The organism is Tenggerimyces flavus (assembly GCF_016907715.1).
Lineage (GTDB): Bacteria > Actinomycetota > Actinomycetes > Propionibacteriales > Actinopolymorphaceae > Tenggerimyces > Tenggerimyces flavus.
In genome coordinates, this window is the sequence record NZ_JAFBCM010000001.1 from 1542657 (window position 1) to 1567982 (window position 25326).

23 protein-coding genes are annotated in these 25326 nt (G+C 69.4%); 12 read left to right on the top strand and 11 right to left on the bottom strand.

Annotated features, from left to right (window positions below):
• The first annotated feature begins 18 nt into the window (after nucleotides 1–18).
• The gene (locus tag JOD67_RS41750) at nucleotides 19–249 is read left to right on the top strand and encodes a DUF397 domain-containing protein (protein WP_205116424.1); all 231 of its coding nucleotides are present in this window, start codon (nucleotides 19–21) and stop codon (nucleotides 247–249) included.
• A 17-nt stretch (nucleotides 250–266) separates the two neighbouring features.
• Here JOD67_RS41750 and JOD67_RS07160 read toward each other — a convergent pair whose 3' ends face one another.
• From JOD67_RS07160 to JOD67_RS07180, 5 genes are read right to left on the bottom strand one after another with little or no spacing between them, the layout of a single operon-like run.
• Entirely contained in the window at nucleotides 267–1781 is a 1515-nt protein-coding gene (locus JOD67_RS07160) for a hypothetical protein (protein ID WP_205116426.1), read from the bottom strand.
• Nucleotides 1782–1826: 45 nt separating this feature from the next.
• On the bottom strand, nucleotides 1827–3467 hold the full coding sequence (locus JOD67_RS07165; protein WP_205116428.1) for an extracellular solute-binding protein: 1641 nt from the start codon (nucleotides 3465–3467) through the stop codon (nucleotides 1827–1829).
• Between the two features lie 37 nt (nucleotides 3468–3504).
• Nucleotides 3505–4452 carry a carbohydrate ABC transporter permease gene (locus JOD67_RS07170; RefSeq protein ID WP_205116430.1) on the bottom strand — a complete coding sequence of 316 codons (948 nt, stop codon included), beginning with the start codon at nucleotides 4450–4452 and terminating at the stop codon, nucleotides 3505–3507.
• Nucleotides 4449–5429 carry an ABC transporter permease gene (locus tag JOD67_RS07175; protein ID WP_205116432.1) on the bottom strand — a complete coding sequence of 327 codons (981 nt, stop codon included), beginning with the start codon at nucleotides 5427–5429 and terminating at the stop codon, nucleotides 4449–4451. Before JOD67_RS07175 ends, JOD67_RS07170 begins: the two co-directional genes overlap by 4 nt.
• A 16-nt stretch (nucleotides 5430–5445) precedes the next feature.
• Complete coding sequence (locus JOD67_RS07180) at nucleotides 5446–6636, bottom strand: aminotransferase class III-fold pyridoxal phosphate-dependent enzyme (RefSeq protein WP_205116433.1); 1191 nt, start codon at nucleotides 6634–6636, stop codon at nucleotides 5446–5448.
• Nucleotides 6637–6820: 184 nt separating this feature from the next.
• Here JOD67_RS07180 and JOD67_RS07185 point away from each other — a divergent pair, with 184 nt between their 5' ends.
• The 4 genes from JOD67_RS07185 to JOD67_RS07200 are packed head-to-tail and all read left to right on the top strand — an operon-like array spanning nucleotide 6821 to nucleotide 10840.
• Nucleotides 6821–8041: an ROK family transcriptional regulator gene (locus JOD67_RS07185; protein WP_205116434.1), complete on the top strand. Its 1221-nt coding sequence runs from the start codon at nucleotides 6821–6823 to the stop codon at nucleotides 8039–8041.
• Nucleotides 8041–9318: an enolase C-terminal domain-like protein gene (locus tag JOD67_RS07190; protein WP_205116435.1), complete on the top strand. Its 1278-nt coding sequence runs from the start codon at nucleotides 8041–8043 to the stop codon at nucleotides 9316–9318. The genes JOD67_RS07185 and JOD67_RS07190 overlap by 1 nt, the downstream gene beginning before the upstream one ends.
• On the top strand, nucleotides 9318–10067 hold the full coding sequence (locus tag JOD67_RS07195) for an amidohydrolase family protein (protein ID WP_205116436.1): 750 nt from the start codon (nucleotides 9318–9320) through the stop codon (nucleotides 10065–10067). The genes JOD67_RS07190 and JOD67_RS07195 overlap by 1 nt, the downstream gene beginning before the upstream one ends.
• A complete protein-coding gene (locus JOD67_RS07200) occupies nucleotides 10067–10840 on the top strand; it encodes an amidohydrolase family protein (RefSeq protein ID WP_239553757.1) in 774 nt (257 codons plus the stop codon). The genes JOD67_RS07195 and JOD67_RS07200 overlap by 1 nt, the downstream gene beginning before the upstream one ends.
• Nucleotides 10841–10848: 8 nt before the next feature.
• On the opposite strand, the gene JOD67_RS07205 is transcribed toward JOD67_RS07200, so the two are convergent.
• Nucleotides 10849–11658, bottom strand: a complete 810-nt coding sequence (locus JOD67_RS07205; protein WP_205116439.1) for a class I SAM-dependent methyltransferase — start codon at nucleotides 11656–11658, stop codon at nucleotides 10849–10851.
• Nucleotides 11659–11721: 63 nt separating this feature from the next.
• On the opposite strand from JOD67_RS07205, the gene JOD67_RS07210 reads away from it, so the two are divergent.
• Nucleotides 11722–12378: a TetR/AcrR family transcriptional regulator gene (locus JOD67_RS07210; RefSeq protein WP_205116441.1), complete on the top strand. Its 657-nt coding sequence runs from the start codon at nucleotides 11722–11724 to the stop codon at nucleotides 12376–12378.
• Nucleotides 12379–12495: 117 nt separating this feature from the next.
• Complete coding sequence (locus tag JOD67_RS07215; protein WP_205116443.1) at nucleotides 12496–13278, top strand: LLM class flavin-dependent oxidoreductase; 783 nt, start codon at nucleotides 12496–12498, stop codon at nucleotides 13276–13278.
• 826 nt (nucleotides 13279–14104) lie between these two features.
• On the opposite strand, the gene JOD67_RS07220 is transcribed toward JOD67_RS07215, so the two are convergent.
• Nucleotides 14105–14857, bottom strand: a complete 753-nt coding sequence (locus JOD67_RS07220; protein WP_205116446.1) for an SDR family oxidoreductase — start codon at nucleotides 14855–14857, stop codon at nucleotides 14105–14107.
• A 117-nt stretch (nucleotides 14858–14974) separates the two neighbouring features.
• Here JOD67_RS07220 and JOD67_RS07225 point away from each other — a divergent pair, with 117 nt between their 5' ends.
• A complete protein-coding gene (locus tag JOD67_RS07225; protein ID WP_205116448.1) occupies nucleotides 14975–15823 on the top strand; it encodes a helix-turn-helix transcriptional regulator in 849 nt (282 codons plus the stop codon).
• On the opposite strand, the gene JOD67_RS07230 is transcribed toward JOD67_RS07225, so the two are convergent.
• Both JOD67_RS07230 and JOD67_RS07235 read right to left on the bottom strand, forming a co-directional pair.
• Nucleotides 15807–16670, bottom strand: a complete 864-nt coding sequence (locus JOD67_RS07230) for a sigma-70 family RNA polymerase sigma factor (protein ID WP_205116450.1) — start codon at nucleotides 16668–16670, stop codon at nucleotides 15807–15809. The genes JOD67_RS07225 and JOD67_RS07230 overlap by 17 nt on opposite strands.
• 75 nt (nucleotides 16671–16745) lie before the next feature.
• The gene (locus tag JOD67_RS07235) at nucleotides 16746–19445 is read right to left on the bottom strand and encodes a beta-N-acetylglucosaminidase domain-containing protein (protein ID WP_205116452.1); all 2700 of its coding nucleotides are present in this window, start codon (nucleotides 19443–19445) and stop codon (nucleotides 16746–16748) included.
• 108 nt (nucleotides 19446–19553) lie between these two features.
• On the opposite strand from JOD67_RS07235, the gene JOD67_RS07240 reads away from it, so the two are divergent.
• Nucleotides 19554–20870: a phenylacetate--CoA ligase family protein gene (locus JOD67_RS07240; RefSeq protein WP_205116453.1), complete on the top strand. Its 1317-nt coding sequence runs from the start codon at nucleotides 19554–19556 to the stop codon at nucleotides 20868–20870.
• Between the two features lie 192 nt (nucleotides 20871–21062).
• Nucleotides 21063–22067, top strand: a complete 1005-nt coding sequence (locus JOD67_RS07245) for an ATP-dependent DNA ligase (RefSeq protein WP_205116454.1) — start codon at nucleotides 21063–21065, stop codon at nucleotides 22065–22067.
• Here the strand turns inward: JOD67_RS07245 and JOD67_RS07250 are convergent.
• A complete protein-coding gene (locus JOD67_RS07250; protein WP_205116455.1) occupies nucleotides 22064–23134 on the bottom strand; it encodes a class I SAM-dependent methyltransferase in 1071 nt (356 codons plus the stop codon). The genes JOD67_RS07245 and JOD67_RS07250 overlap by 4 nt on opposite strands.
• A gap of 269 nt (nucleotides 23135–23403) precedes the next feature.
• Here JOD67_RS07250 and JOD67_RS07255 point away from each other — a divergent pair, with 269 nt between their 5' ends.
• Complete coding sequence (locus JOD67_RS07255) at nucleotides 23404–23796, top strand: MerR family transcriptional regulator (RefSeq protein ID WP_205116456.1); 393 nt, start codon at nucleotides 23404–23406, stop codon at nucleotides 23794–23796.
• The gene (gene trxA / locus JOD67_RS07260) at nucleotides 23772–24116 is read left to right on the top strand and encodes a thioredoxin (RefSeq protein WP_205116457.1); all 345 of its coding nucleotides are present in this window, start codon (nucleotides 23772–23774) and stop codon (nucleotides 24114–24116) included. The genes JOD67_RS07255 and trxA overlap by 25 nt, the downstream gene beginning before the upstream one ends.
• Nucleotides 24117–24334: 218 nt before the next feature.
• On the opposite strand, the gene JOD67_RS41755 is transcribed toward trxA, so the two are convergent.
• Nucleotides 24335–25300, bottom strand: coding sequence for an ArsR/SmtB family transcription factor (locus tag JOD67_RS41755; RefSeq protein ID WP_205116459.1), 966 nt, complete (start codon nucleotides 25298–25300; stop codon nucleotides 24335–24337).
• Nucleotides 25301–25326: the final 26 nt, after the last annotated feature.

Below are 25326 nucleotides of genomic sequence, written 5' to 3' on the forward strand. Positions count from 1 at the left end.
CTGACGGAGGTATGCACAGTGAGTGATCCCAAGAAGCCGACCGTCGACTCGCTCGGCATCGACATCTCGTCGCTGACCTGGCGGAGTTCGAGCGAAGGCGCGGGCGCGATCGAGCTCGCCTTCTCGGGCGAGTGGGTGTTGATGCGCGTCGCGGACGATCCCGAGGGCCGCGTGCTGGTGTACGACCACTTCGAGTGGGACTGCTTCCTGGACGGCGCCAAGAAGGGCGAGTTCGACGACGCCGTCTGACCCAACGACAGGCGGGGTCAGTCTGGGCAGCACAGGCGCATCGCGGTGTCCGCGTACGTCGCGGCCGTGACGTCGGTGGGGAAGTCCGCGGTCGGGACCGCGGCCGTCAGCGAACGACGTACACCGGCGGCGTCGTGGTAACTGACCACCGAGGGCGTCAGCCTGGCGTCCCCGTGGCTGAACCGCAGCACGTCGCCCGGCTCCGCCGAGAGCCCCAACGCGACGCCGCGCGCGAGGTCGTCGGCCGAGACCGCCACCACTCGTTCGAGCGACGGGTCGACACCCGAGCAGACTCGGAGCTCGACGTCCCTGGTCACCCGGTCGGCGAAGACGAGATCCGTCCCCGACTGGTTCGCGGTGAAGAAGCTGGCTCCGTCGGCAGCGAGCTTGCTCAAGTGGCCGAGCCGAAGCCGGTTCATCGGCTCGCCGTCGAAGTGGGCGAGGTAGAACTCGTACGCCTCCGCGAGCACGTCCAGCTCGACGTCCAGCCGCACGCCACCTCGCAGCAGGTACGGGACGCAGGCGAGCAACGGAAGCAGCGTCGCCATGTCGTGGCTGACCGACTTGCGCTGGTTCATCGGGTTCTCGGCGCTGTCGTAGTACCACCGGCCGTCCGTCACCCACTCGCGGACGCAGTGCCACAGCAGGCCTCGGGCGTACGAGAGCATCCGGCGGTCACCCGTCCGCAGCCCCACCATCGCGACCGCCTGCGCCACCAGCGCCTGCACGTTGTCGGTCGCGTCGCGGACCGGATTCTCCTCGCCGGACGGGTTGTACTCGGTCCAGTAGTACGTCCGCCCGCGCCAGACACCGGAGTGGAAGCCGTAGCGCGGGAGCTGGTGGTAGACGAACGCGCGCGCCGACTCGAGATACCGCGACACACCGGTGAGCTCGTACGCCCGCACCATCGTCGCGGCCATCATCGCGTTGACGTGGTGGTCGGGCTCGTGCAAGCGCCACTGGTAGCCGTAGCCGTCGAGCCACTCCCAGTCGAACACGTAGTCCCAGCCGCCGACCCACTCGGCGGGCCCGGCGGGCGCCGACGGGAAGCAGGTGGCGACGAAGTCGTTCGACCCGCCCTCGCCGTACTGCGAGAACAGCATGAACGACACCAGCTCCGACATCCGCGCGCCGATCCGCGGGTCGCTGCTCATCGCGTACGCCGGCAGGAAGTCGCTCTCCAGCCAGTCGCCGGTCCGGCGCGGATAGTAGAAGGGGCTGTACGTCCCGGTCGCCTTCGGATGCACCGTGAGGATCGGGCGATGCGGAACGTCGCGCGCGACCACCACCAGCTGCGCGGGATCCGACAGGTCCGGTCGCGCCCCGAGTCCACCAGACACGACCGGCAACCCGCTGTGGAACGCGTGCACCCGAGCCGGCAGGGACACGTCGACGGCGAAGAAGTGCCGACGCAGCAGTGGGTACGACCACAGGGACGTACCCGCCACCGACGGATCCGACGACGCCTCGGGGATCCGTGACCAGAACGCCATCGGAGGAAGGCGTTCTGGCACGTCGACGACATCGGTCACAGGGACCGGCCGACCGTGGGCGTCGACCACGGGCGACACGGTGGCTCAGCTCCCGGACTGCTTCGCCGCGTACGCCTTCTCGTAGTCGGCGCGCATCGCGTCGCCGGCCTGGGTGCGCCAGTCCTTCACGATCGCGTCCCAGTCGGACAGCGAACGGCGACCCTGGACGATGTCGCCCATCGCGTTCTCCAGGTTGGTCGCCGCTGTCGCGCCCTTCGTCGACGACGCCTGCGAGTACAGCCCCAACGCGGGGTCGTCCACGCCGGCGGGCATCACCTTGGACAGGAACGCGTGCTCGGTCTTCACCACTTCTTCGTTCCCAGGAACGTAGATGCTCTGGTAGACCTGCGACCCGCAGTAGAACAACGGCGAGATCTGCTCGACCGACCCCTTCTTCGTGAGGATCGGGTCGGTGCCCTTCAGCGTGTGGTCGACGCCCTCGACGCCGAAGTTCATCGTGAGGAACTCCTGCGTCCCGAACGGCGCGGCGAAGTAGTCGAGGATCCGCAGAATCTCCTTGATGCGTTCGGGTTCCGCCTTCTTCAGTCCGGCGTACGCGTAGTACCCCGCCATGCTCTTGAACTTGTTCGCGAGGCCGCCGCCGTCCCACTTGGGCAGCGTGAGGACGCCCACGTCCCAGGTCGGGTTCAGCCGCGTGTACGTCGTCCAGCCCGCGAAGCTCTGCCCGTACATCGCCGTCGTGCCGCCCGACCACCAGGTGATGTTCATGCCGGGTGTGTTGTACGAGTCGGGGTGGATGTAGCCCGCCTTCCACATCGCGACCAGCTGTTCCAGCCCGGCCTTCATCTCCTCGGTCTCGTTCACCGAGGTGAACTTGCCGTCCTTCACCGACCAGTTGTTCGGCGCGCCCGTCATCTCCAGAATCCCGGGCAGGATGAACCGCGTCGGGTGGGCGCCGAACGCGTACTTGCCGCGCCGCTTGTCGGTCAGCGTCTTGCACAGCTCGAGGAAGTCGGCGCCGCTCGTGAGCTCAGGCGACGAGGTGTCGAGGCCGAAGCTCTTCAGGACGTCGCCCCGCGTGCTGATGATGTTGCCCGCGGCAGGACGGGAGTGCGGCACGCCCCAGATCCGGCCGTTCAGCGTGGGGATCTGCCACGCCGCGGTCTGGATCGACGCGAGGCCGGGGTACTCCTTGATCTTGTCGCCCGACAGGTAGTCCGACAGGTCGGCGAACTCCTTCTCCAACACCTGCGGGAGATTCGCCACCGGCTGGACCTGGACGACGTCCGGCAGGTCCCCGCCGGCGATCGTGACCTGGAACTTCTTCTCGTAGTCGATCGACGGGATCACCTGCAGGTTGAAGTCCGACTTGGTGGCCTTCAACACCGCCTGCAGCCAGGTGTTCTTGTCCTTCGGGACGAACGACGTCCCCTGCACCAGGAAGCTGATCGGCTTGCCGGTGCCGAGCTCGTGCTCGATGAACGGCACCGGGTTCTCCGGGTACTTGAAGAACCCCGCCGGCACGCCGTCCGCGTTCGGGGCGAGGTCCGGCTTCACCTTGTCGAACGGGACGAGCGTCGGCGCCTTGACGGCGTCCGTCCGCGGCGCGGCCGCGCCTCCGCCGCCACCGCTGGAACAAGCGGCCAGCACCGAGCCGCCCGCGGCGAGTCCCGCGAGGCCGGCGGCCCCGGCGAGGAACCGACGCCTACCCAGAGGACCTGTCATCGCAGTCTCCTTGCCTGTTCGGGAAAACCTGGACTGCTCATCCCTTCACCGCTCCGATCAGGACGCCCTTGGTGAAGTGCCGTTGGATGAACGGGTAGATCAGCGCGATCGGAACGAGCGACAGCACGAGAATCGCCATCTGCAGCGACTGTTGCGGGGGCAGGCTCGAGACGTCGAGCTGCTCCGGCGTGAGGCTCGAGCTGTTCACCACGTACGAACGCAAGACCAACTGCAGTGGCCATTTCGCGTTGTCGTTCAGGTAGAGCAGCGCGTTGAAGAACGCGTTCCAGTAGCCCACCGCGTAGAAGAGGCCGACCACGGCGAGCACGGCCTTGGACAGCGGCAGCACGATCCGGACGAACGTCGCGAGCTCGCCGGCGCCGTCGATCCGCGCCGAGTCGATCAGCTCCTGCGGAAGCTCCATGAAGAACGCGCGCATCACGATCACGTTGAAGCCGCTGATCATCGTCGGCAGGATCAACGCCCAGTACGAGTCGAGCAGGCCGAGCTGCTTGACCATCAGGTACGACGGGATGATCCCCGGCGAGAACAGCAGCGTGAACAGCACGGTCAGCAGCATCGGCTTGCTCAGGAACGAGCCGGGCCGCGACAGCGAGTACGCCAGCAGCGCCGTGAACGTCAACGACAGCGCGGTGCCCACGAGCGTGATGCACACCGACACGACGATCGACCGGGTCACGATGCCGCCGGCGAGGATCGCGCGATAGGCGTTCAGGTTGGGGTTGTCCGGCCACAGGACGAGCCCGCCCGCCGCGTTCACCTGCTCGGCGTCGGCGAGGCTGGTTGCCACGACGGCGAGGAACGGGCCGACCACCAGCAGACAGCAGATCGCCAGCGCCACGCCCTTCAGCGCGCGCATCGGCAGCTTCGGCGGCGGTTGACCGGTGTACGCGCCGGGCCGCCGGGGCGGGCTCGGACGCCGCGGGCCGGCCCACGGAGGAACGGCAGACGACGACGCGCTCATTTCTGGTAGATCCCCTTCTCGCCGAAGATGTGGGCGAGCTTGTTCGCCCCGAGGACGAGCGCGACGCCGATGAGACCCTTCACCAGACCCACCGCAGCGGAGGCGCCCCAGTTCCCGGCGAGAATGCCGTTGTTGTAGACGTAGGTATCCAGGACCTCGCTGACCTGCGTCCCGACTGCCTGCTGCTGCAGCACGATCTGCTCGAAGCCGACCGTGAGGATGTCGCCCAGCCGGAGGATCAGCAGCAGGATGATGACCGGGCGGATGCCGGGCAGTGTGACGTGCCAGAGCTGCCGCCATCGCGACGCGCCGTCGACGCCGGACGCCTCGTAGAGCTGGATGTCGATGTGGGACAGGGCGGCCAGGAACAGGATCGTTCCCCAACCGCAGTCCTTCCAGATCACCTGTGCGGTGATGAGCTCCTTGAACACGTCGGAGTTGCCGATGATGTGGACGGCGTCGTGTCCGTTCCGCAGCAGCCAGTTCGAGATCAGACCCGCGTTCCCAAGCATCTGTTGGAAGATCGCGACCACGATCACCCAGGACATGAAGTGCGGCAGGTAGAGGATGCTCTGCACGAGCCGCTTCAACCGGTCCGACAGCAGGCTGTTGAGCACCAGCGCGAGGCAGATCGGCAACGGGAACACGAAGACCACCTGCAAGGCGGTGATGATCAGCGTGTTGCCGAGCGCGTTGAGGAACGCCGGGTCGCCGTTGAAGATCACGGCGAAGTTGGCGAGGCCGTTCCAGGGAGACTCCTGAATCCCCAAGTACGGTTGGTAGTCCTTGAACGCGATGACGTTGCCGAGCAACGGGATGTAGTGGAACGTGAGGATGACCAGCAGGCCCGGCAGGCCGAACAGCAGCAGCCAACGGTCTCGCTTGAGCCGCGCGACCCACGGGCGGCGGGCAGGTCGAGCCGGTGGGTGAGTGTCGTTCGGTGCTGGGGTCGTCGTGCGCTGGTCCGCTACCTGCATGTCACCCCGTTCCGGTCTACCTGGCTGTTGTGGAGAGCTCGGCACAGGCCTTGCCCAGCCGCTCGAGTGCCTCGTCGATGTCCTGTGCGGAGTGGGAGAAGTTGACGTACGGGACGGTGTACAACGACACGCCGTGCTTGAACGCCATCCGGACGAACGGCGTCAGCCACTGCCCGGCATCGGTGCCGTCCACGGTCGTGAACGTGGGGCACGGCCAGAATCCCTTGATCTGCAAGGGAATCCCCGACTCGGTGAAGATCGAGTTGAGACCGGACCACATCCGCTGACCGGTGTCCCACAGGTGCTGGACGACGTCGTGGTCGCGGTACGTCGTCATGCAGGCGATCGCCGCCGCGAGCGACAACGTCTCGCCGCCGAACGTCGAGGAGACGGTGACTCCGCCCGGCCCGCACGCCGCCATGACGTCGCGCCGGCCGACGTACGCGGAGATCGGCATCCCGTTCGCGATGCCCTTGCTGAACACGGCGAGGTCGGGCAGGACGCCGAAGTACTCCTGCGCTCCGCCGAGCGCGATCCGGAAGCCTGTCACGATCTCGTCATAGATCAGCAGCGCGCCGGCCGCGTCGGCGAGGGCTCGAAGCTGCGGATAGAAGTCGGCACCCAACGCCATCGTCGCGTAGTCCGCCGCGACCATGATCGCCGCGACCTGACCCTCGTGCTCGTCGAGGAGCGCATCGACGCCGGCGGCGTCGTTCCAGCTCGCGCGGTGATGCAGGCCGGCGATCGCGGCGGGCACGCCCGGCAGGTCTGTCGCCTGCCGGCCCGGAAGCACGGGACCACCGGGCGCCAGCGCGTTCAGCCAGCCGTTGTAGCCGATGTGGACGATGTGGTCGCGTCCGGTGTGCGCTCGCGCCATGCGGATCGTTGCGGCCAGCGCCTCGCCACCGGTCTTGAGAAAGCGTGCCTGCTCGGCGCCCGGTACGAGGTCACAGATCAGCTCGGCCGCCTCGAGCTCCAGCGGGTGCGGGTGGCCGAAGCTGATGCCGTTCTCGAGCTGGCGCCTGATCGCCTCGTCGACCGCGGGGTAGCGATAGCCCAACGTGACCGGGCCGAGCGAGTTCCGGAAGTCGATGAACTCGCGGCCCTGGTCGTCCCAGATCCGGCAGCCGTTGCCACGGACGATGACCTCGGGCTCCTCGGGTAGCAACACCGGCGCCTTGGAGATCGTGCTCGATCCCCACGGCATGATCCGGCCGAAGCGTTCGGGCCAGCTGTTCTCGGACGTGGTGCCACCTCGCTCATTAGGCCTAAATCACAAACAAAGTGCGAGCGCCTGAGGGTAGGCGCGCGGAACAAAGGGTGTCAACGGTTCAGGTATGGACCTGTCCGATGCTTGCCGCTGCGTTCTTGGGCCACCTATATTCGCCTAGATGTCGAACGAAGTCGCCGATCCAGATTCCTGGCCACCCGCCGGGGTGCGCGGGATCAATCTGGACACGGTGATGGAGATCGTCCGGCGGCGACCGGAGGTCACCCGTTCGGAACTGATCCGCCTTTCCGGCCTCAGCAAGGCGACCGTCTCCGGGATCGTCGGCGAGCTGTTGGACCACGACTTCGTCGTCGAGTCAGGCAAGCTGTCCGCCGGCCGCGGTCGGCGGCACGTGCTGCTGAGCTTCAACCCCGGTGCGCGGCTGGTCCTCGGCGCGCAGGTGGAGGACGACAGCTGCACGGTCGTGCTGACCGACCTCGACTCGACCGTGCGGCACCGTACGACCCGGCCGATCCACGGGCAGGACCCCGAGCTCATCCTCGACGCGGTCACCGACGCCGCGAACGAGCTGCGGGCGGAGGCCACGACTCCGATCCTCGGCGCGGGCATCGGCGTACCCGGCGATGTCGACCGATCCGGTCGTACGGTCACCGTCGCGGTCTCGCACGGCTGGAAGGATCTCGCGATCGCGGAACGGCTCGAGGCGCGGCTGGGCCTCAGCGTCGTGGCCGCGAACCGCGCGAAGGTCGCCGCGCTCGGCCATCTCCGCCGCGACGACCGGCAACGCGTCGACAACCTCGTCTACGTCTTCCTGGGCCGCGGCATCGTCGCCGGCATCGTCATCGACGGCCGGCTCTACTTCGGGCGGGACGGCGCCGCCGGCGACATCGGCCACGTGACCGTACGCCGCGAAGGCGCCTTGTGTGCTTGCGGAAACGAGGGCTGCCTGCACACCGTCGCCGCCGAGGACGCGATCCTCCGGCTCGCCCGGGCAGCAGCCAGGCAGCCGGACGCGAGCGGCCTGCTCGTCGAGCTCACCAACGGCAGGCTGTCCGACCTGTCTCTGGCAACGGTCGCCGCCGCGGCTGCCCGCGACGACGCCGACGTCCGCGCGGTGCTTGCCGAGGTCGGCTCCGATATCGGCGTCGTCGTCGCCAACCTGGTGAACACCCTCAGCCCCGACGTCGTCGTGCTCGGCGGCCCGACCGCACGGTTGGGAGAACATCTGCTGGGTCCGATCCGGAGCGAGATCGCCCGACGGACGTTGCCGGAGATCTTCGCGACGCTCGACATCTCCGAGTCGTTCGACGACGGCGAGACCGGCGCCGCCGGCGCGGCCGCCCTGTACGTCAGCCAGTTGCGATCGGTGCTGGATACCTGATGCGGAGCAGCGACATCACGATCCTCGAGTCCGAGGTCGACTTCGAAGCGGTCGAGCTGAGTACGCCGCTCATCCTCGGCAGCGGGGCGGTCAAGCGCTTCACGGTGGCGCGCGTGCGCGTCGTCGCGGCGGACCGGCAGGGCCGGACCGCTACCGGAACGGGCACCAGTGTGCTGTCCGTTCCGTGGTCCTGGCCGCGGTCCACGCTCAGCTTCGACGAACGCGACATCGTCCTACGCGACCTGTGCGTCCGCCTGGCTGGAACGCTGTCCTGGTTGGAGGCCGCCGACCCGATCCGGCTGTGTGGCGAACTGTCCGCGACGCTGCCGGAGCTCGCGCGACCCGTCGGCGCGGAGCCGGTCCCGCAGCTGGCGGCGCTGCTCTGCCTGGGCGCGGTCGACAACGCCGTGCACGACGCCTGGTCGCGGGTGGCGGGCGGCTCGGCGTACCACCTCTACACGGCGGACTACCTGAACGACGATCTCGGCGCGGTCGACTCCTCGCTCGCGGGGCGGTACCCGGGCGAGTTCCTCACCGCGCCGCGCGAGCGCCTCCCCGTTCAGCACGTCGTCTCGCCCGGCGACCCGCTGACGCCGGCGGATCGCGCGGACGGCTACCGGCCGCTGGTCGACTGGTGTCGGACGGAACGCCTTCGGCACTTCAAGATCAAGGTCCTCGGCCGCGATCCGCACGAGGACGCCGACCGGATCGGCGCCGTCTACGACACCGTCCGAGCCGGCGCACCTGACGCCACGCTCGCGGTCGATCCCAACGAGAGCTACTCCTCGCTCGAGGCGCTGGACGAGCTGGCGGACGCGTTGCGGAAGCGGCACCCCGACGCGGCGTCGGCGATCGCGTACGTGGAGCAGCCGATCCCGCGCTCGATGGCGCTCGTGCCGCGGCCGTTCCCGTTCCCGGTCCTGATGGACGAGGGGTCGAGCGATCTCGGCTCGCTGCCGGAGCTGGCGCGGACGGGGTGGAGCGGGCTCGTCGTCAAGGCGGGCAAGGGGCAGACGTACGCGCTGGTGGCCAACGCGTACGCCAAGGTGCACGGCCTCTTCCTCACCGTGCAGGACCTCACCACGGTCGACCTCGCGCTCCGCCACTCGGCACGGCTTGCGAGCGTGTTGCACCCGAGCGCGCCGCATCTGGAGTACAACAGCCGGCAGTACGCGCCGCACGCGAACGCCCGCCTGAGCGTTACTCATCCCGAGCTGACGGGCGTTCGGGACGGTGCGGTCCGCGTGGGCCCGCTGGACACGGACGGAATCTATTGATGCCGATCATCGACGCACATACCCATTTGGGCCCGCAGGGTTTCGATCCGGGGGCGATCGAGGAGGGAGAGCGGCTCGGCGTCACGACGTTCCTCTGCAGCTCGATCGCCGGCTACCAGCACTACCCGTCATTCGACCAGGTGGTGGAGACGAACCGGGCGATGGTCGGCGAGATGGCCCGGTTTCCTTCGCAGGTGTTGGGCTTCTGCTACGTGAATCCGCGGCACGGCGCTGCCGCGCTGGACGACTTCCGCCGGAACGTCGAAGAGCATGGCATGGTCGGGCTGAAGCTCTGGGTCGCGACGTTGTGCGACGACCCGCTCGTGTTCCCGTTCGTCGAACAGGCAATCCAGTATGGGATTCCGGTGCTGGCGCACTGTTGGCGCAAGAGCGTCGGGCAGCTGCCGTACGAGTCCGAGCCTGTTCACGTCGCCGCGCTTGGCCTGCGGTATCCCGAGGCGTCGATCATGATGGCGCACCTCGGCGGGCAGGTGGAGTGGGCGACGAACGCGGTGCTCGACGTTCCGAACGTTCGGCTGGACACGTCGGGAACGCCGGTGGGTGGCTCCGAAGTGGCGCTCGCGGTGCGGCGGCTCGGCGCTGAGCGGGTGGTGTTCGGGTCGGACCTTCCGGGTGCGTGCCTGGCGGCGAACGTCGGCAAGGTGTGGGGAGCGGGATTGAGCGATGCTGAGCAGGAGCTGGTGCTCGGCGGGAACATGGCCCGGATGTTGGAGCAGGTGCGCCGATGATGGAGAACGGGATCGACACCACGGCGTTCCTCGGGCAGTGGCCTTGGCGGCTTCAGGCTTCCGCCGACGCCGCCTCGCTGGGTGTGCTGGCTTCGCGCGTGGGGGTGTCGAGCTTGTGGGTGAGTCACCTCGCTTCAATCTTTGGCTTCGACACGCGAAGCGGGAATGAAGCCCTATTCGACGCGGTGGAGACCGATGATCGGCTTGTCCCGTTCGCGATTCTCAACCCGGACGAGCCGACGGCTGCGAAGGAGCTCGCGTGGGCGGTGGCGAACGGTGCCCGCGGCGTACGGCTGACGCCGGGCTACCACGGCTACCAGCTGTCGGACCCCAGTGCTGTCGCGCTGGTCGCGGCCGTGGGTGAAATGGGGTTGCCGTTGCACGTATGCGCCCGGCTCGACGACGAGCGGCTGCGGCATCGCCGGTTCCGTGCTGACGACGTGCCGCTGCACGAACTCGCCGAGCTGGTCCGTTCGCAGCCGCGGTTGCCGATGGTGCTGTCCGGCCTGAAGGCGACGGAGTGGGACGAGGTCCGCGCGCACGTCGGTGCCGCGGACCTGTCGAATGTCGTGGTGGACCTGTGGTTCGTGAACGGTCCAGTGGGGGTGATCGCACGGCTGGACGCCGACCAGTACGCGTTCGGCTCGGCGACTCCCGTGCAGTCCGCGCTGGCGACCGCGGCGCAGCTCGCGACCGCGGCCATCCCCGCCGACGACCTGCGCAAGCTCTCCCGCGGCAACGCCGAACGCGTCCTAGCCGACGCGGGAGCCTAGGGCCTGCATCAGCGGACCTCGGCGATCAGCTCGAGGTACGGCGAACGGGCGAGCAACGTGCCGTCCTTGGCCTCGTTCGCGTCGTCGAACACCGCCGCGAGGCTGGCCGTCATCGCCTCCCGCTGCTCGGGTTCGAGCGTGCCGAAGATCGCTCGCCAGGGTGGGAGATCCGCCCGCATCAGCTCGACCTGTGCTCGCGCGGAGGCCGCGACGAACTCGTGCGTACGCACCGTCGACCGGACCGACGTGACGCGGTCGCCGAACAGCTGCTGGCAGTACGCCGGATCGCCCCACTGCAGCGGGTTCGGACCGGGAGGCGGTGCCGCGACGTACGGCGCCATCGCCCTGCCGAACCGGGGCAACAACCCGTCCGGCGACCAGGCGACGAGCCCGAGCCGGCCACCGGGACGGCAGACGCGGACGAGCTCGGCGGCGGTGCGTTCGTGGTCCGCGGCGTGCATCGCGCCGAACGTCGACAGCACCACGTCGAAGCTGTCGTCGGCGAACGGCAGCTGCTGCGCGTCCGCGACCTCGGTCTCGATCGCCAGCTCCTCCGCGGCCGCTCTCCGCTGGGCGACCTCCAACAGGACCGGCGCGAAGTCCGAGGCGACGACGGAGGCGCCCCGCCTCGCGGCAGCGAGCGCCGTGTTCCCCGTACCGGCCGCGACGTCCAGCACCCGTTCGCCGTGGTGGACGTCCACCTCGCGAACGAGCAGTTCGCTGACCAGCACCTCTGTCGTGGCGATCCGCTGGTAGCTCTGCCCGGAGCTCCACAGTTGGCGGAACCGTTCGGTCCGCTCCTCCGCCGTCACACTCATCCCCGACCCCCTGGATCTATTGACTAGCCTCTATGGCTAGTGAATAGACGCTAGGCTAGCAAGATGGCGGACGATGTCAAGGCGCGCGGCTACCGGTCACCGCTGCGCGAGCGGCAGGCGGAGTCGACGCGGTTGGCGATCCTGGACGCGGCGCAGAGGCTGTTCACGGTGCGCGGGTACGTCCGTACGCGGCTCTCCGACGTCGCCGAGGAGGCCGGTGTCTCGCTCGCGACGGTGAAGCTCGGGTTCAAGACCAAGCCCGAGCTGCTGCTGGTGGTGTGGCACCGCACGCTCGCCGGCGGCGTCGACGACCAGGTGCCGGTCGCGGAGCGCGCGTGGACGCGGGAGATCTACGAGGCAGCCGACCCGCGGGAGAGCCTTCGCCTCCTCGCTCGCAACGTCACGATGGTCCGGCGGCGGATCATGCCGCTGCGGCACGTGATGGATGCCGCTGCGGCCGCGGACGAGGAGATCGCGGAGCTGCTCGAACGGATGACCGGCGAGTTCTACGCCAACCAGCAGGCAGTCGCCTCGCACCTCGCCGCGGGCGGGCACCTGCGCGCGGAACTGACCGTTCCGGAGGCGACCGATCTGCTGTTCACGCTCAACAACGGCCAGCTCTACCAGCTGCTCGTCGAGCAGCGCGGGTGGACGCCGGAGCGGTACGAGACCTGGCTCGCCGGGCTGCTCCAGCGCGAGCTCCTACGCCCGGTGTCGTAGGCGGATCGCCGCTCGCCGTCGGATGACTCGGGCTCGTTCGCGCGTTGGGATAGGGGGCAACGACGACGACACCGAGAGAAGGCGAAAATGTCCAAGCGGGCTTTCAGGTTTGGGGTAGTGGCCGGGCGAGCTCCGAGTGGCGACTGGCTCGCGATGGCGCGGCGGATCGAGGGCTTCGGCTTCTCGACGCTGCTCGTGCCGGACACGCGCCACACGTTGTCGCCGTTTGCGGCGATCGCGGCTGCGTCGGCGGTGACGACCTCGCTGCGGTTCAGCCCGTTCGTGCTCAGCGCGCCGAACTGGACGCCGGGCCAGCTGGTCCGGGAGACCGCGACGGCCACCGAGCTGACCGGCGGGCGGTTCGAGCTCGGCATCGGGGCGGGACGTCCGGACGCCGCGACCGACGCGGACGAGTTCGGCCGGCCGTTCGGCACGCCGGGTGAACGACTTGCCCAGGTCGAGCAGGCGATCGCCGCCATACGTGCGCAGCCGAACGTGCCGCCGATCCTGATGGCCGCGGGTGGGACCCGCGCGTTGCGGCTGGCGGCCACGCAGGCGGACATCATCGCGCTCGGCGTGCCGCCGAAGACCACCGAGGACTCGGTCCGGTCACGGGTTGCCGAGATTCGGGAGTACGCGGGTGCGCGCTTCGATGAGCTGGAGATCGGGATCAACTTGCTGACCGTCGGGTCGGAGCTGCCGCAGGAGGCCGCGCGCCGGTTCGGGTTCGAGTTGGGCGACGTACCGCCGGACACGCCTGCTGTGCTGCCGGGGACGGTGGATGAGATGGTCGCGACTTTGCAGCGGCGCCGGGAGGAGCTGGGCATCTCGTACGTCGCCGTCGGCGAGGCGCACGCCGAGGCTCTGGCCCCGGTGGTGGAGCGCCTCAGCGGGACGTGACCCGCGCTTTTTGAATGAAGGGCACCTTCATTCGAACCTCCTCGAGGGAGGGGACCCTCCGCTCTTCGCGAAAGTGTGGGGTTCTGGTCGCGACACGCCGGCGTGTCGCGACCAGAACCCCACAGTTTGATGGGACATGGTGGACGGGCCTGGCTATTGAATGAAGGTGCCCTTCATTCGAACCGCTGGGATCCGATCGCTCGGTGCCTCGGCCGCTTGTTCGTGATCATGATCGTGATCATGAAGGCAGACCCGGCGGATATGACCGGTTCGGCTTCACGATCACGTTCATGATCACGGGCGTTGAGGGCGCCATCCCCGGTCGGTCGTCGCTCGACTGCCCGGTCGGTCGTCCCCTTGTCGGACCAGGTGTTCCCCATCGGTTGCCATCGTCGATGGCTCGATGGCTTGGCGGGTGGGCTCGGTTGTTCTTTGGAGAGCTGTCCGGCCGTTTGGTGCTCTCGGGTCTGTGGCGGCGTCCGAGTGTGGTGGCCGGTCCGGGGCGCGTCAAGGGCATCGTTTGGGCGGCGCTTCGCGCAGTTTGCAAACGACGTCGCTTCGCGATCGATGACCCTTGACTCGCCCCGGCCCGGCCACCTGTTTTTCACGCGCCGCCCCCTCCCCCCGGAACAGGTGTCCCGGGGGAGGTTCCTTCTTGCTGGGGTTTGCTGCCGTGCTGAGGTCGCTTGTGGGGATTCCCCAGGTCTCTTGTGGCTCGGATGGAGCCGGGTGGTTCCGTCCCCGCTGTTTTGAATGAAGGGCACCTTCATTCAATAGGTTCGAATGAAGGTGCCCTTCATTCAATGGACGGTGGCACTGACCGCTCCTACTGCTGGCTGGTTGGCACTACGACGAGCTCGGACACGTTCACGTTTGCCGGGAGCGATGCCGCGTACGTGATCGCGTCGGCCAACGCCTCGGGCTCGAGCGGCTTCATCGAGGCTCTCAGTGCCGCGACCATCTCCTTGCCCGCGTCGTGCAGCATGCCGTCTCCCAGCTCGGTCGAGACCACTCCGGGTTCGACGTTCTTCACCCGGACGCCGCGCGGGGCGAGCTCCAGGCGGAGGTTGCGGGACAGGTGCGAGACGAACGCCTTCGAGGCCGCGTAGATCCCGAAGTTCTGGAAGTACTGGTGCGCGCCCACCGAGCTGACGTGGATGAGGTCGGCCGGCTTGCCCTCGCTGGCTGCTTCGAGAAGGTCGGGGATGAACGCGCGGCCGGTGTACAGCAGGCCGTTGAGGTTCGTCGCGATCATCTCGTCCCACTCGCGGGTGTCGGCGGTGTCGAACGGGGCGCCGAGCATGACGCCGGCGTTTGCTACCACGAGGTCGACACGGCCGAGCTCGGCGCGGATGCGTTCGGCGGCGGCGTTGACCGCGTCCTGGGACGAGATGTCCGTGGCGATCGGGAGGACAGTGCCGCCGAGGGAGGTGGCGAGGTCCTTGAGCCGGTCCTCACGGCGGCCGAGGATCGCCACGGAGGCGCCTTCGGCGGCGAACCGGCGAGCGGTGGCGGCGCCGATCCCACTGGTGGCGCCGGTGACGACCGCGATGCGGCCGGAGAGGATGTTCTGTGTCATGCCTCCACCGTGACCCTATTTCCGCAGGTCAACCAGGCTGCGCCTCCCCGTAGGACCGGCAACCCTGGGAGTGGCAGGGCCACCTTCGCGCCGTTCGGCCGAGCTAGGTTGGACAGCATGTCCAGCGAGAACCAGCTTGGCGAGTTCCTGCGAGCTCGGCGCGAGGTCGCGCAGCCCGGTGACCTCGGGCTGCCCGATCCCGGCCGCCGCCGCGTGCCAGGGCTGCGGCGCGAGGAGGTCGCGATGCTCGCCGGGGTGAGCGCGGACTACTACGTACGTCTGGAACAAGGGCGCGACCGGCATCCGTCCGAGCAGGTGCTCGAGGCGCTCGCCCGCGTCCTCGGCCTGAACGACGAGGCGGCCTCGCACCTGCACTCTCTGGCCCGACCGTCGCCGCGGCGGCGTCGTTCGACCGCGCGGTCCGAACGGGTCGAGCCGGGCGTCCAGCGACTGCTCGACGCGTGGACCTCGACGCCCGCGGTCGTGTTCGGGCGGTACCTGGACGTCCTGGCGGCCAACACCCTGGCACTCGCGCTCAACCGCTGCTCGGCGCCCGGGCACAACCAGCTCCGCGCGATCTTCCTCGATCCCGAGTCCCACGAGATCTACCCGGAGTGGGACAGCGTCGCCGCGGACAGTGTGGCCAGCCTGCGCGCCGCGGCCGGTTCCGACCTGGACGACCCGCGGCTCACCGACCTGGTCGGCGAGCTGTCGTTGAAGAGCGCGGAGTTCCGCCAGCTCTGGGCGCGGCACGACGTCCGGACCAAGACGCGCGGGACCAAGCGGTTCCTCCATCCGATGGTCGGTGAGGTGACGGTCGGCTTCGAATCGCTCGCGATCACCGGCTCGCCGGGGCAGGTGCTCGCCGTCTACCACGCCGAGCCGGGATCGCCGTCGGAACGCGCACTGGCGCTGCTCGGGAGCGCGTCGGTGCCCGAGGCCTCCGAGGTCACGGAACGTTCGTGACCTCCAGCTCTGTCAGCGACTCCGTGTCGGCGACGAGCGCGATCGTGGCGACCCTGTCGTCGGCGAACGTGAACAGGAACGCGGCCCTGCGGACGCCGTGATCGGCCCAGAGCAGGCCGGGTACGCCGTCGAGCAGCTTGACCCGCGCCGCTTGGGCTCGTCCGTTGAACGCCGCGGCCACCGCTTGGGCGCCGTGCAGGTCTTCCGTCGCGCCGTTGGCCCTGGCGGCCGCGTCGGCGCGGAAGACGACGTCGGGGTCGAGGATCTCGACGAGCTTCCGCAGATCTCCGCCGCGGGCGGCGGTGAGGAAGGCTTCGACGATCTCGCGCTGCCTGCTGGCGTCCCTGTTCTCGTACGTGGTGCCGGCGCCCTGGACGCGCCGCCTCGCTCGGCTCGCGAGCATCCGCGCGGCGGCCGAGGTTCTGCCGACGATGGGCGCGATCTCGTCGAACGGGACCGCGAACATGTCGTGCAGGACGAACGCCAACCGTTCGGCCGGGTCGAGCGTGTCGAGAACGACGAGCATCGCGACGCCGACGGAGTCGGCCAGCTCGGCCTCGTGCTCGGGGTTGCCCTCGGTGGAGATGCCGTCGGGCGGGTCGTCCGCCGGCTCCTCGCGCCGTGCCTTGCGGCTGCGCAGCTGGTCGAGGCAGACGCGGGCGACGACCGTGGTCAACCAGCCGCCGAGGTTGCGTACCTCGTTCGGGTCGGACCGGCTGAGCCGCAGCCAGGCCTCCTGAACCACATCCTCGGCGTCGGTCGTGGAGCCGAGCATCCGGTACGCGACCGCGCGCAGCTGGGTGCGGTGCTCCTCGAAACGGTCGGCGAGCCAGGTGAGATCGGACACGGGTTCTGTTCCTTCGCTGGGGATCGGTCACCCCTTTGACGAAGTAAACCGCCCAGATGTCTCACTGCCCTCCGGCTAGGGCGTGAGGCTGCCGCCGAGGTTGGCCCAGCCGGCCCAGCCACTCCCTGGTCCCCACTGCCAGGCCGTGGCCATCGACGAGCCCTGCAAAGCGTAGAGACTGAACCCGCCGCGCCGACTCTCGGCGAGCCGCGGCGTGCTGGTGATCGTGCCCGACAGCCCGACGGGCACGAAGCCGGCGAGGCTGTCGCCGGGCAGGTTCTGCCAGCTGGTCCACAGCCCGTTGCCGTCGCCGCGTACGTAGAGCGACATCGCGTTCGCGTTGTTCACCGCCACCGTAGGCTCGCCCCAGATCCGGAGTGTGCCGAGCTGCTGGAACGCGCTGAAGTCGCTCCCTTCACCGGTCTGCCACGCCGTCGCGACGTTGCCCGCCGACGTACGAATGAACACACTCTGCGCGCCGTTCGCCACCATCGCGCCGACGGGAACGTCGACCGTCGTGCCACCGAGGTTCTTCCAATCGGCGAAGGGTGTTCCGGGTCCGGTCTGCCAGTTGTGCCAGACCGCGTTGTTCGAGCCCCGGACGAATACCGCGAGTGCGCCGTTCCGCCCGACGAACGCCTCTGGCTTGCCCTGCATGGCGATTCCGCCGATCTGGTGCAGCGCACTCCAGCTGTCGCCCGTACCCCACAAGTGGGTGAGCGCGCCACTGGTGTCGCGGGCGAAGACGACCCACGAGCCGTCGTCGTTCGCGATCGCGCGCGGGCTGTCGGAGATCGGCCCGCCGCGTGCGCGCCAGCCGTTCCAGGTCGTCGCGCTGGTCTGCCAGTTGTGCCAGAGCTGGCCGTCGGTGCCGCGGACGAACACGTTCGGCAGCCCGTTCCGGCCGAGGATCACGTCCGGCTGGCCCGTCATCGTGATGCCGGGAACGGCTTCGAACGCGGTCCAGGTGCTGCCCTCGGAGGTCTGGCGCGACCACTGCAGCTGGCCGTTCGTGCCGCGGGCGAACGTGGCGACGCGGCCGTCGTCGTACCGCAGCACCGAGCCCGGCCGCGCGCCCGACGCGAGGTCGAACAGCTCGTCGAAGATCCCCGGCGCCAGCACCTTGCCGAGCCGGCTGCCGGCCGAGAGCGCGTTCCCCATCGCGCGCCGCTCGTTCCGGTACGTGACGAGGTCGCCGGCCTGCTGGGCCTGGAGCCCGCGCACCGCGTTCTCCGCGGCCGCGACCCGTCCGTCGAACGCGACGAACCACGGCTCGCTGTCGCGAACGAACGAGGCGTTCGCCATGGCCCTCAAGGTCGCCGTCGCGGGCTTGATCCTCGCGAGCTCGGCGAGCAGCGCATTCCCTGTGCTGGTGAGGTTTCCGCCCGTTCGGTAGGCCTGGCGGAACGCGTCAACCAGAGGTTGCAGCCGGGGCGCGCCGTTCGGGTGTAGCGGGCTGTAGAGCGAGACCTCAGCGTAGTCGCGCAGGGCGCCGGCAGCGGATCCGCCGAACTCCTGCAGCGATCTCGTCCAGGACTCCTGGGCGTTATATGCCGTCGGGTTCCAGGCGTACTCCGCGACCGTGTAGAGCGAGAGGAGCGACGCCTCGGGCTCCTGCATCTCGTTGGCCAGGATGCCGAGCGCGTTGTTCGCCAGTGCCGGGTCGCGGCCGACCAGCGGGCCGAGGTGCTGGTGGAATCCCGCGTAGTCGTTGACCGGATAGTTGTCGAAGATCAGCAGCTTGCGGTTGCCGAACGACTGCTCGGCGGCGGCGAGGTTGGCCGCGGTGATCGACGGCGAGATGACGTCGGGGCCGGTCCAGAAGATCGGGACGTCGGCGGGGATGGCCTGCGCGTACGCGAGCCGCCGCGGCAGGTTGGCGCCGGAGTCCCAGTAGTCCGTGGGCACGGTGACGAGCTTCGCGCCGGCGTGCGTGCGGATGAACGTGTTGTAGACGTGGTTGACGACGTGTGCCTGGGCGGCGCTCAGCGGTTGCGGCCTGCTGCCGAACGTGTCGCGGTCGAGCTGACACACGAAGTCCCCTCCGACGTCGTCCCAGCCGATGGAGAACGTGCGCTCGCCGATGTCGTACAGCTGTTGGTATCGGGCGACGAGCGCGTTCAGATCGGACGGGAGCGCGTGGCAGATTCCGTTGGCGGGGCTGGTGTTCGCCTCGGGGTTGATGCGGTAGATGAACTCGATGTGGTTGGCGTTCGCGCGTTCGATGGCTTCGCGGAACCGCGCGAGGTCGGCGGCCGGGTAGAGCGAGCGCCACTGCGCGCCGGCGGTGCGTGGGTCGCCGCTGACGGTGTACTGGAACGCGTTCATCCGGTGCGCGCCCATCCAGTCCAGGTGCCGGAGCAGATCGGCTTGTGGCCAGGGGTTTCCGTAGAACGACTCCATGCCGCCGCGGAGCGCGAACGAGGGGAAGTCGCGAATCACCAAGCTGGGAAGGGGCTTCTTGCTCTTCTTGAGCTGACGCAGGGTCTGCCGGCCGTAGAACGTTCCGGCCGCGTCGGCTCCTTGCAGGGCCACCTTGCCGTCGCGGATCGCGAGGACGTACCCACCCTTGGGCAGGCCTTGCGGACCCTGGACTCCGAGCTTGTCCAGCGTGGTCGTGCGGAGCTTGGTGGCCGGCTTGCCGGGGAGTGCCTGGATGGACTGCGGAGCCGGCACGATGACCGGGAGCGCCGCGGCAGGTTGTGCCTCGGCCTGGGTGGCGGCCAGGCTGGCGAGGAGGGCGGCTGCGGCGACGATCGGCACGAACCTGCGCATGGTGCTCCCCTTCGTTGTCACGACTGGTGCGCACCAGTACCGCGTTGGAAACGGTCGTCCGTCAAGGACGCTGGCCACTAGCTGCCAGCGGTGCTAGATCTTGTGCGTATGACCTGGGTGCCGTTGGTGGATCCCGAGGCGGAGGGCGCCGCGCCGGACGTACGGCGTGCGCTCCAGCAGACGCGGCTGCGGTCGCTCGTGGACCGGCTGCTCGCGGCTGAAGGCCTGCAGGCTTCCCGGTTGCGTGCGGCCGGCGTCACGGCGGGAGCGGACGTTCGGCTCGACGAGCTCGCCTCGCTGCCGACGGTGAGCAAGCCCGACCTGTGGGAGAGCTACCCGCGCGGGATGCGGGCCGTGCCGGATGACGAGATCGTCTGTATCCACGGGTCTTCGGGGACGGGCGGCCGGCCGACGCTGATCCCCTACACCCCTGCTGACCTGGACGTGTGGGCCGAGGTGATGGCGCGGGCCCTGGGTGGGGCCGGGGCGACGCGGGGGAGCGTGATCCACAACGCGTACGGGTACGGCCTGTTCACCGGCGGGCTCGGCGTGCACCACGGTGGGATCCGGCTCGGCGCGACAGTGCTGCCGTTGTCGGGCAGCATGACCGAGCGGCAGATTCGGCTGCTGGTGGATGTGGGCGCGGACGTGCTGACCTGCACGCCTTCGTACGCGATCTACCTCGGCGAGGCCATGCGGGCGGCTGGGGTGTCGGCGCCTTCGTTGCGGGTCGGACTGCACGGTGCCGAGCCTTGGACCGACGCGATGCGGGTGCAGATCGAGTCGTTGCTCGGGCTGCGGGCGCTGGACATCTACGGGCTGTCGGAGATCATCGGGCCCGGGGTGGCATGCGAGTCGCTGGACTCCGACGGGATGTTGAACGTGGCCGAGGATCACTTCTACGTCGAGGCCGTGGCCGCGGACGGCTCGCCGGTGCCGGATGGGACGCCGGGAGAGTTGGTGTTCACGACGTTGACGAAGACCGGAATGCCGTTGCTGCGTTACCGTTCCGGCGACGTGGCGTCGTTGGCGGGGCCGGTGGAGGGGTCGCCGCGGACGTTGCGGCGGATGTCGAAGCTGCTGGGGCGTACGGACGACATGCTGGTCGTGCGCGGGGTGAACGTGTACCCGACCGAGATCGAGGCGGTGCTGCTCGCGGACCGGCGGGTGTCGCCGTACTACCTGATCGTGGAGGACCGCCGGGAGCCCGCGCGGCCGGAGCTGCGGGTGGTGGTCGAGCCGTTGGCCGAGTCGGGCTCTGACCTCGCGCGCGATCTGACCGTCGCGCTGCGGGAGCGGCTGGGCCTGACCTGCTCGCTGCTCGTGGTCGCGGCGGGCTCGCTGCCCCGCGTCGAGGTCGGCAAGGCGAAGCGGCTGGTGCGCTGGTCCACCGGCCCGGCACCCGTACCCGAGTTGGCTACGTAGCCCGGTACGTAGTCGCGTTCGCAGTCGGATCCCAGTCGAGGGGCGTAGAACTACTGACGTACCACACCGGAGCACGTGCCCTGATCCCCCACGCTCCGGTGGCAACGTGGCCGGCCCTGGCCTGGAACCCGGGGCCGGCCAAAAACCTGTCCGGGCGCGGCATCGCCGGACCGACCAGGGCAGGCTAGGGGCGTGCACATCCGTAGCGCCCTCGAACCCATGCTGGCCACGATCGTCGACCGGCTGCCGGCCGCGGCGACTGGGGGACGGGCGGGGTTGCGGTACGAGCCGAAGTGGGACGGGTTCCGCTGTATCGCCAGGGTGGACGAGGGCGGCAAGGTCGAGCTGAACTCGCGGCGGCTGCGGTCGATGAACCAGCCGTTCCCCGACATCGCCCGCGCGGTCGCCGACGCGATCCCGCCGTCGACTGTCCTCGACGGCGAGCTGGTCTGCTGGGTGGACGGCCGCCTCGACTTCGGCACCCTCCAGCTCCGCAACTCGGCCGGTCGGAGAGCGGGCCAGGTCGCCCAGGAGTTCCCCTGCCACTACATCGTGTTCGACGTCCTCGAACGCGAGGGGACCGATCTCCGCGACCGGAAGCTCGCCGAGCGGCGGGTGGAGCTCGAGGACCTGTTCGCCACTCACGTTCCGAAGGGCAGCCCGCTCACCCTCGGCATGCACACCGCCGACCGGGCGCTCGCCGAGCAATGGTTCGACCAGCTCAGCCAGGTCGGTGTCGAGGGCCTGGTCGTCAAGCAGGGCGGGGAGAAGTACCGCTCCGGCCAGCGCGGCTGGCACAAGGTCAAGGCGTACGCGACCACCGAGGCGATCATCGGCGGCGTCACCGGCACACCCGATCGGCCCGCCGAGCTGATCCTCGGCCGGTACGTCACCGACGGCACCGACGAGCTCCGCGTCGTCGCTCGTACGGTGCCGCTCAGCGACCACCACGCGGCCGAGATCGCCAAGGTCATCACGCCGACCGACGACCACCCCTGGCCGGAGCTGCTCGAGGCGTTCTGGATGGGCGGCAAGGGCCCGACCGAGTACCACCGCGTCGAGCCCACCGTCGTCGCCGAGATCCGCATCGACCCCGCCATCCAGGCCGGCCGCTGGCGGCACGGCTCCCGCCTGATCCGCCTCCGTCCGGACGTCGACCCCGACCAGGTGCCGCGCGACCTCGACCTCGAGTCCTAGGTGGGCCGCAGCAGGTAGAACCGCCAGAAGTCGTTCTCGATCGGGAGCACCTCGCACTCGAGCCCGGCCGACGCTGCCCACCGGCGTACGGTCGGCGCCCGGAGCACGGTGCCGTTCGCTTCGACCGGCGCCTCCGCGAGCGTCGCGGGCAGGCAGTGCAGCACGGAGTAGGCGTAGTTCAACCGCTCGACCAGGTCCGCTCCCGGCCCGAACGTGTCCGCTACCCGTTCGTCGGCAACCAGCACCGCCCCTCCCGGCGCCAGGACCGAACGGGCTGCCCGCAGCACCGACACGGGATCGCCCATGTCGTGCAGGGCTTCGAAGATCGTCACCAGCTCGAACGGCCCCTCCGGGAGGCCGACCGCCGAGCCCGCTACGAACGTGATTCGGTCGGCGAGGTCTCCTGTGGACGCCGCGGCCTCGGCGATCGAGTCGGCGTCCAGGTCGACGCCGATCACGCGGACGTCCGGGTACGCGCGGGCGATCGCCAGCGACGACGCGCCCAGCCCGCAGCCCAGGTCGAGCACCGTCGCGGCGGGCTGCTTGCGCAGCCGTTCATCGACCGCGGGGATGGACGGTAGCCACGATGAGCCCAGCTCGTGCAGGAACATCGGCCGGTTGCCGGCCGCGATCCCGCGCCGGATCTCCTGCCCGTACGCGGCGTACGGAACGCCCGAACCATCCCGAAACGCCTGTACCAGAGCGGGAATCACCCGAGCGATCCCCGCCAACTGCGTCGAATGGGCGCCCAGATAGAACGGGCTGTCGGGGTCGGACAGCACCTCGGCGTGCTCGGCGGAGAGCGAGTAGCGCCGCGCATCCTCGGGCAGCGACGGATCCTCGCAGTCCACCAGCCCTGACGCGTACTGCTGCTCCAGCCACTCGCGCGCGTACCTCGGCGCGATGCCGGCGGCCTTGGCGAGCTCCGGCGCGGTCAGCGGGGTGCGGAGGTGAACGTACAGGCCGAGCTCGACGCCCAGATACACGCAGAACAGGTTCATCGCCCCGACGAGCTGCCCCACCAGGCGTTCCGCGAGGACCTCACGGCGGTCTACGGAAGCGGTCATGCTCGATCATCCCGCTCCCGCCGCGCGCCCAAGGCCCGTTCGGAGAATCCCTACTCGTGCTTGTCCGTCGTCTTCTTGTCCGGGCGCTCGTTGTGCTCGGGCTCGCGCACCGGGCGGTCGTCCTGCCCGCCGCGGAAGAGGCGCTTGCGGAGCCACTGCAAGAGGTTCATGGGGTGTATTTACCCTTTCTGGACCGTTCGGGCACAACGGATCGCGGACTGGCGTTGACGTCGAGGTCAACGTTTACCGTCGACAGTGAAGGAGGCCAGATGCGGATCGGAGAGCTCGCCGAGCGGACCGGGACGACCACCCGGGCGCTGCGGTACTACGAGGGGCTGGGCTTGCTGCCCGCGCGCCGGACGGCGAACGGGTACCGATCGTACGACGGCTCCGACCAGCGGCTCGTGGAGGAGATCCGGTCGCTGCTCGAGATCGGCTTCGCGCTGGAGGAGACCCGGCCGTTCGTCGAATGCCTGCGCTCGGGGCACGCGGCCGGCGACGAGTGCCCGGACTCGGTGGCGGTGTATCGGCGAAAGCTCACCGAGATCGACGGCCTCTCGGCCCGGCTCGCCCTCGTTCGCGCGCACCTGGAGTCGCAGCTGGCCAAGCTGAACGCCTTACCTGTCGAGGAGAGCACGTGCTCGGTACAACGAACGACCTGACCATCACCGTCACCGACGAGGACTTCGAGGCCCGCGTCCTGCGCAGCGAATTGCCCGTACTCGTTGACTTCTGGGCCACTTGGTGCCCGCCCTGCCACCAGCTCGCCCCGGTCCTCGCGGCGTTGGCGTCGGAGTACGCCGGGCGGGTGACGTTCGCGACGCTGGACGTGGACGCCAACCAGCAGACCACCATCCAGTACGGCGTGCGCGGCATGCCCACCATGCTCCTCTTCCGCGCCGGCGAGCCGGTCGGCGGAACGGTCGGCGCCCAGCCCAAGTCCCGCCTGAAGGCCCAGCTCGACGCCTGGCTCGAGACCTGACCTGGTGCCCTCAAGGCCCGTGATCATGAACGTGATCATGAAGCCGAACTGGTCGTATACGCAGGGTTTGCCTTCATGATCACGTTCATGATCACGGGCAGGGGCGCGCCGAGGCTTGGGTGAGGGGCGCCCTGGTCCCATAGGTTCGGACAGGGGTGCCCCCGACCCCACCAGACCGGCACCAGCACCAGCAACACCCGCACTGCCCGGGTGGGAGCTCAGGCGACGAGGGCGTCGCCGCGGGTGCTGCGGCGGTAGTGGACGGTGCGGCCGTCGCGGGAGCGGTCGACGAGGCCGGCTCGCAGGAGTACGCCGAGGTGGTGGGACACGGTGGCCGGGGCCAGCTGGTGGCGGCGGCTGAGGTCGCCGGTCGAGCGGGGTTCGGTCAGGTCGGCCAGCAGTGCGGCGCGGCTGGCGCCCAGCAGGTCGGCCACGGCGGCCATCCGGTCGGCGTGTCCAGGACCCGAGCCGCCGATCCCGTCCGCCGGGTAGCAGAAGATCGTGTGGTCGTGCAGTTGCACGCTCAGCCGCGGCCAGCAGAGGGCGGACGGCGCGAGCACGATGTCGGAGTCGCGTACGGTCTCGTGCTCGAACTCCCCGGTCCACTCGATCTCGACCCGCTCGCCGGTCCACCGCACGTTCTCGTGGATCGACCCGAGCACCGCACCCGCGCCCTCGGCGGCGAGCCGGTCCGCGCGAGTGCGGATGTCGGCGTCGAGTGAGGTCCGCAGCGTCGCCCAGCCGTCGGCAAGCGTCGCCTGCCAGAACGTCCGCATCCCCGCCGCCACCCGCGAGGCCAGCGAACCCTTCTGCACCTCCGACCGCGTCTCCGAGGCGAGGCGCCGGGCCAGCAGCTCGCACCAGCCCACCTCCCGAGCCACGACCTCCGGGTCAGTCGAGGCGATCGCCGAGAGCTGATCCTCGAACGCCCGCGGCCCGTTGTGCGCCGGCGGCGGCGTGAGGAAGTCCGGCGTGTAGCCGCGCCCGCCAGGCGGGAGCAGCGACGCCACCAGGCGTACGTCGGGGTGCCGCAACGCCGTCCGCGCACCCGCGCCGGGATCGCCGAACACGGGATGCCGGCGCTCCTGCGAGGCGAGCAGGAGCCAGCCGAGCAGCTCGTACGCCGGCGACGGCGCGAACCGAAGCCGCGCCAGGCTCGCGTTGTCCAGGTCGACCACGATCACGGCCACACCCTAAGTCGGGAACGGGC